Source organism: Bradyrhizobium sp. NDS-1 (assembly GCF_032918005.1).
Taxonomy (GTDB): domain Bacteria; phylum Pseudomonadota; class Alphaproteobacteria; order Rhizobiales; family Xanthobacteraceae; genus Bradyrhizobium; species Bradyrhizobium tunisiense.
On sequence record NZ_CP136628.1, the window covers coordinates 3,900,969 to 3,916,293 of the forward strand.

Annotated in this window: 12 protein-coding genes and 1 pseudogene; 3 read left to right on the top strand and 10 right to left on the bottom strand. The window is 63.6% G+C overall.

Going from position 1 to position 15,325, the window contains the following annotated elements; genetic code table 11:
- Window positions 1-34 precede the first annotated feature (34 nt).
- From RX330_RS18410 to gltX, 10 genes are all read right to left on the bottom strand, one after another.
- Window positions 35-682, bottom strand: coding sequence for a hypothetical protein (locus RX330_RS18410; protein ID WP_317239346.1), 648 nt, complete (start codon window positions 680-682; stop codon window positions 35-37).
- Window positions 624-2,225, bottom strand: a complete 1,602-nt coding sequence (locus RX330_RS18415; RefSeq protein WP_317239347.1) for a hypothetical protein — start codon at window positions 2,223-2,225, stop codon at window positions 624-626. The genes RX330_RS18410 and RX330_RS18415 overlap by 59 nt, the downstream gene beginning before the upstream one ends.
- 415 nt (window positions 2,226-2,640) lie before the next feature.
- Entirely contained in the window at window positions 2,641-3,408 is a 768-nt protein-coding gene (locus RX330_RS18420) for an SDR family NAD(P)-dependent oxidoreductase (RefSeq protein WP_317239348.1), read from the bottom strand.
- Window positions 3,405-4,514, bottom strand: a complete 1,110-nt coding sequence (locus RX330_RS18425; protein WP_212090104.1) for an ABC transporter ATP-binding protein — start codon at window positions 4,512-4,514, stop codon at window positions 3,405-3,407. The genes RX330_RS18420 and RX330_RS18425 overlap by 4 nt, the downstream gene beginning before the upstream one ends.
- Before the next feature lie 10 nt (window positions 4,515-4,524).
- The gene (locus RX330_RS18430; RefSeq protein ID WP_317239349.1) at window positions 4,525-5,382 is read right to left on the bottom strand and encodes a carbohydrate ABC transporter permease; all 858 of its coding nucleotides are present in this window, start codon (window positions 5,380-5,382) and stop codon (window positions 4,525-4,527) included.
- A complete protein-coding gene (locus RX330_RS18435) occupies window positions 5,375-6,280 on the bottom strand; it encodes a carbohydrate ABC transporter permease (protein WP_317243925.1) in 906 nt (301 codons plus the stop codon). The genes RX330_RS18430 and RX330_RS18435 overlap by 8 nt, the downstream gene beginning before the upstream one ends.
- 14 nt (window positions 6,281-6,294) lie before the next feature.
- Window positions 6,295-7,581, bottom strand: a complete 1,287-nt coding sequence (locus RX330_RS18440; protein ID WP_317239350.1) for an ABC transporter substrate-binding protein — start codon at window positions 7,579-7,581, stop codon at window positions 6,295-6,297.
- A 69-nt stretch (window positions 7,582-7,650) separates the two neighbouring features.
- Entirely contained in the window at window positions 7,651-8,823 is a 1,173-nt protein-coding gene (locus RX330_RS18445) for an ROK family transcriptional regulator (RefSeq protein WP_317243926.1), read from the bottom strand.
- Between the two features lie 180 nt (window positions 8,824-9,003).
- Window positions 9,004-10,308, bottom strand: a complete 1,305-nt coding sequence (gltA, locus tag RX330_RS18450) for a citrate synthase (RefSeq protein ID WP_212090119.1) — start codon at window positions 10,306-10,308, stop codon at window positions 9,004-9,006.
- A 145-nt stretch (window positions 10,309-10,453) separates the two neighbouring features.
- A complete protein-coding gene (gene gltX / locus RX330_RS18455; RefSeq protein WP_212090122.1) occupies window positions 10,454-11,881 on the bottom strand; it encodes a glutamate--tRNA ligase in 1,428 nt (475 codons plus the stop codon).
- A gap of 143 nt (window positions 11,882-12,024) precedes the next feature.
- On the opposite strand from gltX, the pseudogene RX330_RS18460 reads away from it, so the two are divergent.
- From RX330_RS18460 to RX330_RS18470, 3 genes and pseudogenes are all read left to right on the top strand, one after another.
- Window positions 12,025-13,698, top strand: a pseudogene (locus RX330_RS18460) (glutamine--tRNA ligase/YqeY domain fusion protein); the annotation flags it as partial.
- A 662-nt stretch (window positions 13,699-14,360) separates the two neighbouring features.
- Complete coding sequence (locus RX330_RS18465; protein WP_317239351.1) at window positions 14,361-14,747, top strand: nuclear transport factor 2 family protein; 387 nt, start codon at window positions 14,361-14,363, stop codon at window positions 14,745-14,747.
- A gap of 253 nt (window positions 14,748-15,000) precedes the next feature.
- On the top strand, window positions 15,001-15,234 hold the full coding sequence (locus RX330_RS18470) for a DUF2171 domain-containing protein (RefSeq protein WP_212090132.1): 234 nt from the start codon (window positions 15,001-15,003) through the stop codon (window positions 15,232-15,234).
- The last annotated feature ends 91 nt before the right edge of the window (window positions 15,235-15,325 follow it).

Sequence of the window (15,325 nt, forward strand, 5' to 3'; positions counted from 1 at the left end):
CTTCTGAAACCGATGGAATTCGAATTGCGCCTGGTCACAAGCCAAGTGCGATCTCGGCCCATTGCAACATGCGGTCGCTATTGAGGAACGCCAGGACCGTCGGCTCCGCGAATGCGGGCGCGTCCGACCCGACCAAAGCCACCGCTGCCACCATGTCACAGCGCTGATTGAAAGCGAGTGAAAGTGCGGCTTTGCTATTCCCTTCGATGCGATAGGTCCGACTGCGGCCGCGCATCGGACCGACGATGATCTCGCGGCCCGCCCCGGTCGGCGTTGCCTTGCCGACCAGCGCAAGGTCGCCCATCTGGTCCAGGTCGGAATCGTCGGCGACGCCCGTGGCGCAATTGCAAAAGCCCAGCTTGGCGCGAACGTAGAGCTGGACCTCGGTGCCGCAATCAGCGGCCTTGCAGCGGAACGCCTTTCCTCTCCCCCAGGGATCTGCGCCGAAAGGCCAGTCGGTTTCCGTCCACACCGGGCGGACCTCACCGTACGCCGCTGTTGCGCGTGCCGGTTCGCCGGATCGCAAGATCCAGACCGCCGCAGCCGCGCAGAGCAGGGCGGTTGCTGCGCTGATCGCAACGAATTTGCTCGCCAGGCGCATGGAAGCCATCGCGGCACTTTTGCTAATTCTGAGCCATGAAGTTTCGTGCGGCCGCGAGGTCCGCTCGCGCAGGGTCGCCATCGCGGGCCATGTCCACGACTTTCCGGTAGTACTGGCGTGACTTCACGGCGTCCCCCGCCTTCGCGGCGGCGTGAGCGGCTCCGACCGTCGCGCCAAAGCGGTTCGGCTCCTTGCGCATGGTGCTTTCGAACGCAGCCAGTGCCTCATTGGCCTCGCCACGCTCGAGCAGCATGGTGCCGTAAAGCTCGCGTGCCGGGGCAAGCGGTCCTGGCGTCACGATGGATTTTTCGGTCTTATCTTCGGCATCGGCGGCCAGGCGCATCGCCTCCAACGCTTCCGCCTGCTTTCCTTGGGCATTGAGCTGCCAAGCTGTGGCCACCTGCCGCTGAATGTCGACGATCTCGGCCCAATAGGCGTCCTTGTCCTGCTGCAGCTTGTCCCGCAGCTCCGCCAGCTTGGCGATGTCCGCCGTTGCTGCGTCGGCATTGCCGGAACGCGCGGCGCCCATGGCGCGGGCGAAATAGGTGATCGCATCGACGTAGGCAAACCGGCTCGGCTCGACCTTCAGCGCGGCCGCGCCCTGCCAATCGCCGCGCTCGACCATGTAACGCGCCTGGCTGGCCGCTATCGCGTAGGGGCCGGCGCGGACGGCCGGCGCGTAGCCCGTGGTCGCAACCATGTCCGCAATGACGTCGCGGGCTCGGCTGTCCTGCGCCAGCTGGAGCAGGGCGTAGACCATATAGTCGTTGGCATGCAACTGCTCGCCGGCGTCCTTGCCCTCCTTGGCGGCCTTGGCGGAACGGCTATTGGCCTCGATGGATTCGTTCCAGTAGCCGACGCGCGTGAAGATGTGCGATGGCATATGCAAAGCGTGCGGCGCTGCGGGCGCGATCTCGGAATAGCGCTTCGCAGCATCGAGACCTTTCTCCGCGATCGCGGGATAGTCGTAGAGGTGGATCAAGTAGTGTGCCACGCCGGGGTGCCGCGGCTGCCGCTTGAAGATCGGCTCCAGAATGGCAGCGCCCTTGAGCTGGTTGGCATAGGTCTTGTCGTTTGGCGATGCCGTGACATTCAGTGTGATGGCGTAGGCGATCTGCGCCTCGTCATCATCGGGATAGCGCGCGGCGACGGCTTCGGCCGCCTTGAGATAGGCCTGCGCGCGTTGGCCAAACGTCGTCTTTTCGTCTCCCGAATAGAAGGCGAGCAACGCGTCGATATAGTCGCGTTCGCGTTCACTCTTGGCGCCGAGCGCCTTGGCCTTCTGCAGCGCGGCGGCGCCCTCAGTGAGGTTTTCCTTCGGCGCGGGAAAATGCGGGTTATAAAGCAGGCTCAAGGCAATGCCCCAATAGGCGATCGCGCATTCCGGATCGGCCTGCAACGTCTCCTGGAAAATCTCTTTCGCTGGTCGGTACCAGAACGAGTGCTGATAGCGCATGCCGCGGTCAAAGCGGCGCTGCGCGACCTCGTTGCAAGTGGTCCGGAAGTGCACCTTGCCAAACTGCTCTTCGGTCCCGTCCTCTGCGCGGGCTGCAGGCGTGGTTGGGATCGAGGCCAGGGTAGCGAGGACGAGAAGAGAGGCGGTTCTCAAGACGAGCGCGCGCATCGTGCCCTCCGTTTTCTCCAGAAAATTTGGCTGGACGGCGCCGATAAGGATCGGGCCGCCGAAGTTTCGTAATTCTGAAATTAGCGATGGCAATCTTGTCGTGGGGAGGATTTGCCCATTCGCGATGCGAGTCAACAGTAACTGGCAGCTTGTGTAGGGAAGCAAGCCTGTCAGACCCATCCGGCCGTAAGGCTCTCGGTCACCGAGGGGTGCCAGCGCAGAAGCAGCTATTTGTGGGGAGGCAGGGCGGGTGGGTCGCTCCGCAAAACGCGGATCACGTGATTGAATGCTGTCTCTCGTTTGGCCGCGAAGTAGGCAGGGGCGACGTCTCTTATTGGCTCAAGGGCGGCATGCATCGTCGTCAGCTTGACGTCTCCCTGGGAAAGCAACCCGGATGAGCAAGAAGTGCACGCCCCTACGCAACGCCGCCATCCACCCGAAAACACTGTCCAGTGATGCGCCGGCTTTCGTCGGAGGCGAGGAACAGCGCCATGTTGGCGATGTCCTCGGGCGTCACGGCATCGGGAACGGCCTGACGCGAGCGCATCTCGGCGATGACCCGATCGTCCGGATACCACAGCCGGCGCTGGCGCTCGGTGATCACCATGCCCGGCGCGATCGCGTTGACGCGAATGCGGTCGGGACCGACCGACCGCGCCAGCGAATTGGTGAAGCCGACGATCGCCGCTTTCGCCGCGGCGTAGACCGGCAGCGCCGGCGCGCCGCGCATCCAGGCGATCGAGGACATGTTGATGATCGAGCCGCCGCCGCGCGCCTGCATCTGCGGCACCACCGCTTGCGCGGCGAAGAAGACGTGCTTGAGATTGACGCCGATCATCCAGTCGAACTCGGCGGGTGTCACCTCCGCCAGCACCTGGCGCTGGTCGTTGGCGGCGTTGTTGACGAGCACCGCGGCGTCACCGAGCGATCGCTGGATCTCCGCCAAGCCGGCGCGCAACGCGTCGACGTCCAGCAGATCGCAGGGCACGAACAGCGGCGTGGTCTCGGTAGCTTCAGCCACCTCGTCAACCAGCGCTCTGCCCGCCGTCTGGTCGATATCGAGGAAAGCGACCCGGGCGCGCTGGGCGGCGAAGGCGCGCACGAAGGCGGCACCGATGCCGCTGGCGCCGCCGGTGATCAGCACCACGCGGTCGGCGAGGCCTGAATAGGTCGTCTTGGTCATGCGATCAGTCGCTCCGTCTCGGGGTCGAACAGGCAAACGCGGCGGGTGTCGAGCGCGAAAGAGGCGGACGCGCCGGGCACGGGCCGGATATCGGGCGAGATGCGCGCCATCGCCGGCTCACCTCCGAGCCGCAGCGAGACCATCGTCTCGGCACCGGTCGGCTCGACCATTTCCACGGGTGCCTCGACGAGGACGGGCGCGTCTGTCGAAAAGGCGCGGCTGCTCTCGGCAATGCATTCCGGCCTGATTCCGAACACCACCTCCCGCCCGACAAAGGACGCTGCACCGTCATAGTCCCTCAGGCGCAGACGGATCTCGTCCGGCCGGCCCGCGCCGATCACGACCACCAGCCCGTCATTTTCGGTCTCGAGCCGTGCCGGCATGGTGTTCATCGGCGGCGAGCCCATGAAGCGCGCGACGAACAGGTTGGCGGGATAACGGTACACGGTATCGGGGTCGGCGAATTGCTGCACGCTGCCTTGATGCATCACCGCAATTCGCGTCGCCATCGTCATCGCCTCGATCTGGTCGTGGGTGACGTAGACGATGGTGGCGCCGATGCGCTGGTGCAGTCGCTTGATCTCCATCCGCATCTCGACGCGCAGCTTGGCGTCGAGATTGGACAGCGGTTCGTCGAACAGGAAGAGCAGGGGATCGCGCACCAGCGCGCGCCCCATCGCCACGCGCTGGCGCTGGCCGCCGGACAATTGCGAGGGTTTGCGGCCGAGCAGCGGCTCGATCTGGAGCAGTCTTGCGACATTCGCGACCGCAGTGTCCTGCGCGGCCTTGGGCACGTGGCGGCATTCCATGCCGAAGGTGATGTTCTGGCGCACCGTCATCGAGGGATAGAGTGCGTAGGACTGGAACACCATGGCGATGTCGCGGTCCTTGGGCGGAACGTCGTTGACGACGCGCCCGCCGATCTCGATCGTTCCCGCGCTCGGTCGATCGAGGCCGGCGACGATGTTGAGCAGCGTGGACTTGCCGCAGCCTGATGGGCCGACCAGGACGGTGAACTCGCCGCTCTCGATGTCGAGCGCGATGTCCTTCAGCACCTCGAGATTGGCGTAGCGCTTCGACAGGGCGCGAATGCTCAGTGCTGCCATGGCAATCCCATCATTTCACGGCCCCGGCCGTGAGGCCGCGGACGAAGTACTTACCGCCGAGGAGATAGATCAACAGAGTGGGCAGCGCTGCGATGATCACCGCTGCACTCTGCACACCATGCTGCGGGATATCCGCGACAGCCGCAGACAGCGCGATCAAGGCGGCCGTGACGGGCTGCTGCTGGCCGGTCGTGAATGTCACGCCATAGAGGAACTCGTTCCAGATATGGGTGAACTGCCAGATCACCGTGACGATCAGGATCGGACCCGAGAGCGGCAGGATGATGCGCCAGAAGATGCGGAAGAAGCCGGCGCCGTCGATTCGTGCGGCCCTGATCAATTCAGGGGGAATGGCGACGTAGTAGTTCCGGCAGAACAGTGTGGTGAAGGAGAGGCCCTGGATGGTGTGGATCAGCACCAGACCCGCCAACGTGTTGATGAGGCCGATGTCCCGCAGGACGATGGTCCAGGGCAGCAGACGCATCTGCTGCGGAAGAAAAAGGCCCAGGGTCACGATGCCGTAGATCCAGTTGTCGCCGCGGAAGCGCCAGAGCGACACGGCGTAGCCGGCGATCGCACCGAGCAGGGTCGAGAAGATCGTTGCGGGAATGGTGACGAGCGCCGAGTTCAGCATGTACGGCCGGATGCCGGCGCAGGTCTCGGCGACGCAGAATCCGCTCCAGGCGGTTGCGTAATTGCTCCAAGCCCATTGCTGCGGCCAGCCGATCATCGAGGCCTGCGCGATCTCCTCGTTGCTGCGGAGCGAGTTCAGCACCACAACGACCAGCGGCGCGAGCCAGGCCGCCGCGATCAGCGACACGGCGAGATAGATCAAGATCCGGCTTGGCGCGAAGGAACGGTCACGCATGGGCGGCCCGCCGTCGCTGGATATATCGCCACGCCGCATAGGGCAGCAGCACCGCAAGCAGAATGAGCAACATCAGCACCGCCGCCGCCGCGCCGCGGCCAAGCAGGCTGCGCTGGAACATCAGGTCGTAGACGACGAGCGCCGGCAACTGGGTCGCGATTCCCGGACCGCCATTGGTGAGCGCGCGGACGAGGTCGAACGTCGAAATCGCGAACTGCAACTGGATCACCACCACGGTGATGGTGATCGGCCACAGCGACGGCAGGATGATGCGCCGGTAGATGCGGGCCGGTCCCGCGCCGTCGATCTGCGCGGCCTTGATGATGTCGACGTCGACGGAGCGAAGGCCGGCGAGGAAGAGTGCCATGGCAAAGCCGGAGGATTGCCAGATCGCGGCGATGACGATGGTCCAGATCGCCATGTCGCGGTCGATCAGCCAGTCGAACTTGAAGGAGGTCCAGCCGAGATCGTGGACCAGCTTCTGGATCCCGAGGCCGGGATTGAGCAGCCAGCTCCAGACCGTGCCGGTGACCACGAAGGACACCGCGAGGGGATAGAGGAAGACGGAGCGCAGCACGTTTTCGCCGCGAATGCGCTGGTCGAGCAGGATCGCAAGGATGAGGCCGGTCGTCGCACTCAGCACCACGAAAGCGATGCCGAACAGCAGCAGGTTATCGAACGCGATCTGCCAGTTCCGCGATGCCAAGACGGCCGAGTAATTGCGAAGGCCCACCCAGCCCGAGACCGGGACGAGGGTGGATGGTGTGAAGGAGATCCAGATCGTCCACAATGAGAACGAGACGAGGTGCGCGGCGGACAACAGCAGCGGCACCCAGATCATCAGATATTCAGGCAGCCGGCGCACCCATTCAGGAAGCGCCGGCCGGCCCGGTCTCATCGCGGCCGCATTGTTCAACGTGCGCCCTCGACGGCCTCGGCGAGACGAGTGGCCGCCTGCTCGGGCTTGATCGTCTTGTTCTTCACGTATTCCGTGATCACGTCGATCATCGCTGCGGTCATGCCGTTTTCCTGCGCCATGTTGTGCGCGAGGCTGAGGACCGCCTGATTGCTGGCGATGGCGTCCTTCAGGGCCTTTGCGGTCGTTCGTTGCCCCTCGGACCAGCCTTCACCTGACAGATCGACATCGGTGCGTACCGGGATCGATCCCGTGATCTGCGAATACATGGTCTGGATTGCGGGATCCATGACGAGCTGGGCCATCAGCGTCTGACCGGCCTGCAGGTCCGCCTCCTTGCGCTGCCAGAAGATGAAGGCATCGGCATTCAACAGGAAGACCGGCTTGCCGTTGTCACTGGGGCCTGGCGCAATCATGAAGTCCTCAAACTTGAACCCGGCATTGCGCAATACGCCTTGCGCCCATCCGCCCATGATCATCATGCCCATGTCGCCGTCGATGAAGCGCTTCAAATTGGTCGAGAAGTGCTGGGCGCCGACATTGGGGTCCATCCAGTCGGCGATCTTGCGCAGCTGCGCGAACGCAGCCTTGATCTCAGGACCCTCCAGAGCCTTCTTGTCGAGATTCATGATGGCGGCGCGGTAAGCAGCGGGATTGATGCCGGCGAGAGCGGCCTCGAATTTTTGCCCGTCGTCCGGGCGGGTGCCACCGTTGGCGATGGGAGCGGCGACACCGCCTGCCTTCATCTTTTCCGCGAGGTCGTTGAACTCCGCCCATGTGACCGGAATCTTGTCGGCCTTGGCCTTGTCCATCGCGCGTTTGGACAGGAACAGCATATTGGTGCTGTAGATCTGTAACGGTAGGGCGATCCACTTGCCGGCCGGCTTGTGCAGTTTCGCAAGGTCAGGCGCGACGACCTTTTCGTAACCGGCGGCTGCGACGACGGCGTCGAGATCGACGGTCGGGGCGATCTTCGACCAGGCTGCGATCTCCGGACCTTTGAGTTGCGAACAGGCCGGGGGATCGCCGGCCATGATCTGCGCGCGCAACTTGTTCATCATCTCGGTGGTGAAGCCGGGGACGGGCGAATGCTGCCAAACCCCGCCTTTCTCCTCGAATTTCTTGCCGAGCGCGGTGATGGCAGCCCCGTCGCTGCCGGCGGACCATTGCGAGATCGCGGTCAGGCGCGGCTTGGCCGCGCCTTGCGCCCGGGCAAAGGCGGGCAGTGCGAGCGCGGCGGCAGATCCAGCGAGCAGACGGCGCCTTGTTGTCGTGATCGGCATGGCAGTTCCTCCCGGTGTGAAGTTCTTTGCACAGGCATTGGCGCGTACGGCGCGCAGGCTCAGGGCATGTCAGGCCGCCTCCGTCGAGCTGGCCGGCATGCCGCCGCGGCTGGCGAGACAAAAGGCGGCGAAGGCGAGCGCAGCCTGCGGATCGTTGCCGGTCGAGGGCGGAACGAAGGCGAGGGACACTTGCGCCAGTTTACGGCCGCCCAGCAGGCAGGCGTCAATTCCTTCGACCACAGCGTTGCGATCGTCATCGGAGAGAAGCGACGGCCAGCCGCTGATCGCGACGCCGCCGCACGGCTTGACGTTCAACGTATTGCCGATCGCAAGGCCAAGCCGGAACAGCCGTCGCCGCAGCTCCTGGCGCACGCGCGACGAGAGCGGGATCGTGGTCACCCATTCGCTGCCGAGCTCGAGCAATTCGGCTTCGGCAATGCCAAGGAGCTCGGCCAGGGCAGGAAGCGACGTGTATGCCTCGACGCAGCCGTGGTGGCCGCAGCGGCAGCGTGGCCCGTCGGGACCGAACACCATGTGGCCGAGCTCGACCGGCTGCAGGGCGTCGGCCTCGGTTGGATCGTCCATCCAGGCGCCGGCAACGCCCTGGCTGACGAAGACGAACAGATGGGTGTCGCTGAACGGATAGTTTTCCGTGCGGCAGCGGTGAAAGGTGGCGTGCGCGACGACCGAATTGGTGAATGCCAGCGGCACGCCGGCGAACATCTCGCCGAACATGTCGCTGATGCGTGCGACGTCGCAGGGAATGATCGGATTGGCCGATATGCTCAGACGACCGAGGCCGGGAATGGAGACGCCGATCTGGGAGAGGGTGATGCGGCGGCGCCGCGTCCAGTCGCGCAGCAACGTCATCGCTTCGCGAAACGCCCGGCCGACGGTCTCGGCGGTCGGCGTATTCGGCAGCGGCACACGCTCGGTGTAGTGCAGTTCGCCCGACAGGGCGCCCACGCCGACGCTGAGCCGCTGAGCGGTCAGCTCGAAGGCTGCGAGGGCGACCGAGCCATCGAGCGACACGAGACCGGTCGGGCCGCCGACGTAAGGGGCAGGGCGCCGCACCTCCTCGATCAGGCCTTCGGCCTTCAGGTCGAACAGGATGCGCGACAGGCTCGCCTCGGACAGGCGCACGGCCTTGGCCAGCGGCGGGCGAAACGATCCGCCCGACTGTAGCAGATGAGTCAAAATGGCAGCGCGCGTCTGCCGCCGACTTCTCGGCTGCTCCGGCATTTCCGTCCCTGTCGTCATTCTTACTTAGTGTAAGAATGCGCGCGGTGCGTTTCGACTGTCAAGCGTTCGGCGGCGCGATGCCTGGATTTGTTGTTGTGCGTGGCAGCAAAGCGTGGATGCACAAACAAAAACGGCGCCATCTTGCGATGGCGCCGTTTCGTTGGACACTTCCGTCCGATCTTACTTGCGATCCTTGATCGCGACGTAGTCGCGGCGAGTGACGCCGGTGTAGAGCTGGCGCGGACGGCCGATCTTCTGCTGCGGATCCTCGATCATCTCGCTCCACTGGCTGATCCAGCCGACGGTACGGGCGACCGCGAACAGCACGGTGAACATCGAGACCGGGAAGCCCATCGCCTTCAGCGTGATGCCCGAATAGAAGTCGACGTTCGGGTAGAGCTTGCGGTCGATGAAGTACTGGTCGCTGAGCGCAATCTTCTCCAGCTCCATCGCCACCTTCAGCATCGGATCGTCGCCATGGCCGGTCTCCTTGAGCACGGCGTGACACATCTTCTGCATGATCTTGGCGCGCGGATCATAGTTCTTGTAGACGCGGTGGCCGAAGCCCATCAGGCGGACTTCGGAGTTCTTGTCCTTCACCTTGGCGATGAACTCGGGGATCTTGTCCACGGTACCGATCTCGGCGAGCATCGCGAGCGCGGCTTCGTTGGCGCCGCCATGCGCCGGGCCCCACAGGCAGGCGATGCCGGCGGCGATGCAGGCAAACGGGTTGGCGCCGGAAGAGCCGGCGATGCGCACCGTCGAGGTCGAGGCGTTCTGCTCGTGATCGGCGTGCAGGATGAAGATCTTGTCCAGCGCGTCAGCCAGCACCGGGTTGATCTTGTAGTCCTCGCACGGCACGGCGAAGCACATGTTGAGGAAGTTCTCGGAGAACGTGAGCGAGTTCTTCGGATACACGAAGGGCTGGCCGACGGTATACTTGTAGGCCATCGCCGCCAGCGTCGGGATCTTCGCGATCATGCGCATGGACGCGATCATGCGCTGCTTCGGATCGTTGATGTCGGTGCTGTCGTGATAGAACGCGGCGAGCGCGCCGACCGAGGCCACCATCACCGCCATCGGATGGGCGTCGCGGCGGAAGCCCTGGAAGAAGCGGGCCATCTGCTCGTGCACCATCGTGTGATGGATCACGCGGTCGTCGAAATCCTTCTTCTGCGCGGCAGTCGGCAGGTTCCCGTAGAGCAGGAGATAGCAGGTCTCGAGGAAGTCGCCGTTCTCGGCGAGCTGCTCGATCGGGTAGCCACGGTATTCCAGCACGCCGGCGTCGCCGTCGATATAGGTGATCTTGGACTGGCAGCTCGCGGTGGAGGTGAAGCCGGGATCATAGGTGAACAGGCCGGACTGGCCGTAGAGCTTGCCGATGTCGATGACATCAGGCCCGACGCTGCCGCTATGGATCGGGAGATCGTAGTTCTTGTTTCCGACCGTCAGCGTAGCGGTCTTATTGCTCGGTTTTGCGTCCATCGTAGGTCCCCGATGTATGGTGAAACGGGCCGGAGCCGGAGGCCCCTTGCGAGATGATGGGGCAGGCCGGAAGTTCCAGAAGGTACGGGGGAGATGGGTATATTATTGCTGTGTGCGCTGCAAGATCACCCCACGCATGGTCGACTTACGTCGTAGCCTGGTCCTTGAGCCGGGCGAGGCTTTCCTGGCGTCCCAGGACGTCCAAAACCTCAAATATACCAGGCGATGTCGTTCGTCCGGTCAGCGCAGCCCTGAGCGGCTGGGCGACCGCGCCAAGCTTGAGACTGTTTTCCTCGGCGAAAGCGCGCAGCGCAGCTTCAGTGGTGGCGCCGCTCCAGGTCTCGACTTTCTCCAGTGCGGAATGAAGCTGCCCGATCAGCTTGCGGTTCTCTTGTGTCAGCAGCGCCTGCGCCTTGGGATCGAGCTCCAGGGGGCGGTCGGCGAAGATGAAATAGGCGCCGTCGATCAGCTCGATCAGCGTCTTGGCGCGCTCCTTCAGGGCCGGCATGGCTTTGAGAAGCTGTGCGCGCGTGCTGTCGTTTAACTTGGCCTTAAGCTCGTCGCGGCTGGGCACGAGATGGTCGAGCACGTCCTCGAACATCTTCACGAGTGATTGATCGTCGGCGTGGCGGATGTAGTGGCCGTTGAGATTTTCCAGCTTGGCAAAATCGAAGCGGGCAGCGGCGCGGCCGACGCTGGCGAGGTCGAACGCCGCGATCATCTCCTCGGTCGAGAAGATCTCCTGGTCGCCATGGCTCCAGCCCAGCCGGACGAGGTAATTGCGGACCGCGGCCGGCAGGTATCCCATGGCGCGGTAGGCATCGACGCCCAGCGCGCCGTGCCGCTTGGACAGCTTCGAGCCGTCAGGGCCGTGGATCAGGGGAATGTGGGACATGCTCGGCAGGGTCCAGCCCATCGCATCGTAAATCTGCTTCTGGCGGGCCGCGTTGATCAGATGGTCGTCGCCGCGGATCACATGGGTGACGCCCATGTCGTGGTCGTCGACCACCACGGCGAGCATATAGGTCGGGTTGCCATCGCCGCGCAGGAGGACGAGGTCGTCGAGGTTTTCGTTCTGCCAGACCACGCGGCCCTGGACCTGATCCTCGATCACGGTCTCGCCGGTCTGCGGCGCGCGCAGGCGGATGGTCGGTTTCACGTCGGACGGGGCGGTCGCGGCATCGCGGTCGCGCCACATGCCGTCATAGAGGCGGGTGCGTCCTTCAGCGCGCGCCTTCTCGCGCATGGCGGCGAGCTCCTCGGCGGTCGCGTAGCAGCGATAGGCCTTGCCGTCGGCGAGCAGCTGCTCGGCGACCTCGCGGTGACGGGCGGCGCGGCTGAACTGGTAGATGACCTCGCCGTCCCAGCCGAGCTCGAGCCATTTCAACCCGTCGAGGATGGCGCCGATCGCGGCTTCGGTGGAGCGCTCCCGGTCGGTGTCCTCGATCCGCAGCAGCATCTTGCCGCCATGTTTCTTCGCATAGAGCCAATTGAACAGCGCCGTGCGGGCGCCCCCGATATGGAGGAAGCCGGTCGGCGAGGGAGCGAAGCGGGTGACGACGGAATCGGTCATTCTTGGCGGGGCCTATGCATGGGAAGCGGTGGTGTATAGCAGGACCGGAGCATAACTAAAGCCCGTCGGCGGACCTCGTGGGCCTTGGCGCGGCCACGCGAATTTGGCAGAAGGACCGCTGATTTCCCGACAGGATTTTCGTAATGACAGAACCGGTGGCTGCTGAGGTTGGGCGCGATTTCATTCGTGACATCATCCAGGCCGACCTCGATCAGGGCAAATACAAGGAGATCGTGACCCGGTTCCCGCCGGAGCCGAACGGCTATTTGCATATCGGCCACGCCAAGTCGATCGCACTCAATTTCGGCATCGCCCAGGAGTTTCCGGGCCGCTGCCATTTGCGCTTCGACGACACCAATCCGGTCAAGGAAGAGCAGGAATACATCGATTCCATCCAGGCCGACGTGCGCTGGCTGGGCTTCGACTGGGGCAAGAACCTGTTCTTCGCCTCGGATTATTTCGACCGCCTGTACGAATGGGCGGAGAAGCTGATCCGCGACGGGCTCGCCTATGTCGACGACCAGACCCAGGAGGAAATCCGCACCTCCCGCGGCACGCTGACCGAGCCCGGAAAGAACTCGCCGTTCCGCGACCGCAGCGTGGAGGAAAATCTCGACCTGTTCCGGCGCATGAAGGCCGGTGAATTCCCGAACGGCGCGCGCGTGCTGCGGGCTAAGATCGACATGGCGGCCGGCAACATCAATCTGCGCGACCCCGTGCTGTACCGCATCCTGCACGCGCATCATCCGCGCACCGGCACCAAATGGAGCATCTATCCGAGCTACGATTATGCGCACGGCCAGTCGGACGCGATCGAGGGCATCACGCATTCGATCTGCACGCTGGAGTTCGAGGACCACCGGCCGCTTTACGACTGGTTCATCGAGAAGCTGCCGGTGCCGTCACAGCCGCACCAGTATGAGTTCGCGCGGCTGAACCTGACCTACACGCTGCTGTCCAAGCGCGTGCTGACCCAGCTCGTGCGCGACGGCCATGTCGCAGGCTGGGACGATCCGCGGATGCCGACCATGGCGGGCATGCGGCGCCGCGGCGTGCCGCCGGCAGCCTTGCGCGAGTTCGTCAAGCGCATTGGGGTTGCGAAAGCCAACAGCGTGGTCGACGTCGGCATGCTGGAGTTCTGCATTCGCGAGGAGCTGAACCGCACGTCGCAGCGGCGCATGGGCGTGCTGCGGCCGCTCAAGGTGGTGATCGAGAACTATCCGGAAGGGCAGACCGAGGAGCTCGAGGCGATCAACCACCCGGACGATCCCAGCGCGGGCACGCGGAAAATCACGTTCGGCCGCGAGCTCTATATCGAGCAGGACGACTTCATGGAGAACCCGCCGAAGAAGTTCTTCCGCCTGTCGCCGGGCAACGAGGTGAGGCTGCGCTACGCCTATTTCGTCAAGTGCACCGGCGTGATCAAGAACGACAAGGGCGAGGTGGTGGAGCTGCGCTGCACCTATGATCCCGCGACCAAGGGCGGTAACGCGCCCGACGGCCGCAAGGTCAAGGCGACCATGCACTGGCTGCCGGCGGCGACATCGGTGCCCGCGGAGATCCGCATCTACAACCAGCTGTTCTCCAACCCCAGCCCGGATGCGTCGAATTTTGCGGCCGATCTCAATCCGAATTCGCTGGAGATCCTGTCCGACGCACGGATCGAGGCATCGGTCGCGGAGAGCAATTCGACCGAGCCGATGCAGTTCGAGCGCCAGGGCTATTTCGTGCGCGACAAGGACTCGACGCCCGGCAAACCAGTGTTCTCGCGCACCATCGGCCTGCGCGACACGTTCGCGAAGGAAGTCGCCAAGGGCGAGCCGCCCAGGCAGGGCAAGTCCAACGAAACTGCGCCCCAGCAGGGCGAGGTCTCGGAAGCTAGTACTCCGGTCGGAAAGGGCCGTGCGATTCCGGGCGACTCACCGCTGGCCAGCGTCCTTAGTGACGTTCAGCGAGCAATTAGCGTTGGACTCTATTACCCCGCTCTCTTAGCCGCACTGACGCTTCCCGAGATTTGCGTCGGACTGACACTTGATGCAAAGGACTTCGTAAAGAAAAGCCACTACGTGGACTTTGTGAATAGGTACACGACGCCTTCGAGCCTGGGGACAGACGGTGAGAACTGTTACCATCTTCGTGGTGGACTTGTTCACCGCGGAAATCTAGCTGGTCACCCCTACGTCGGATGTACACATGTGATATTTGTCAGCCCTCAAGCTAGGGCAACGATGCACGCGCTCTCACTTGTGGTCGGCGAAAAGCAAGCAGCAATGTTTGACTTGGTTTTGTTCTGCAATGAGATGATCACTGCTGTCCAGAGATGGTACGAGAAACATCACGCGGACGCTAAGGTCGAGGCAAATATGAAGAATCTTATTCGCTTCTGCCCTGATGGACTTGCGCCCTTCGTTAAGGGGCCAATTGTAGCGAGCGGATCGTGAATATGCGGTCTACGAGCGGTATCTAACGGCAGCTTGCTATGTCAGATGAAGCCGACGCCATTGTTTCCACCATCATCGCGAAATGGTGCGCCGGTTTCGCGAGCCTCGATGCGGCCGCGCTCTCGTCGCTGTATTCGAAGAACGCGTTCTTCTTCGGCTCCAATCCAAAGCTCTATCGGGGCAGGAACGGCGTGGCCGAGTATTTCGACGGCTTGCCGCGGTGGCGCAAGCCGAGCGCCGTGTTCTCCGACGTGAACGCAGCGCAGGCCGGCCCTGATCTGATCAACATGGCCGCGACGATCTCGTTCGATCTCGCCGGCGAGCGGGACGATCTCATCGTGAAGATGAGCTGGGTGATCATCCGCGAGGACGGCGAGTGGAAGATCGTCAATCACCACGCCTCGTCGCAGGCGCCGCTGATCTGACGCGACTCCATCGGTTTCGTCATTCCGGGGCGCGCCACTTGGCGCGAGCCCGGAATGACGACTCGTGCCGTAGGGTGGGCAAAGGTGCAAAGCGCCGTGCCCACCATCTCTCGGTGACGAGAAAAACTCGTGGGCACGCTTTGCTTTGCCTACCCTACGGCACCTGCCAAGCAGCAGCACACGGCATCGTCATTCTCGTGAGAGAACAGACGCGCATCCTGCGCGTTGAGGTGGGTCCAACAAGGAACCCACCATGCAGAACATCGCAGAGCATATGGAAGTCATCGGCGCCGACGGCGTCCATGTCGGTACCGTCGACAAGGTCGAAGGCAACCGGATCAAGCTGACCAAGAAGGACAGCGGCCAGGGCAGCCACAAGGGCCATCATCATTTCATCGACAAGGGCCTGGTCGCCGACGTCGAGGGCAACAAGGTCCGTCTCTCGGCCAAGGCCTCGGTGGCCGTGACCATGGAAGAGGAAAAGTAGGGCGCCCTCTCGCGTTCCCGATCTGTACCGCTATTCGCCCGACCGCACGTTCCGGTAGCCTTGGCGGCAATCGCGTCGCGTAGGGTGCAGG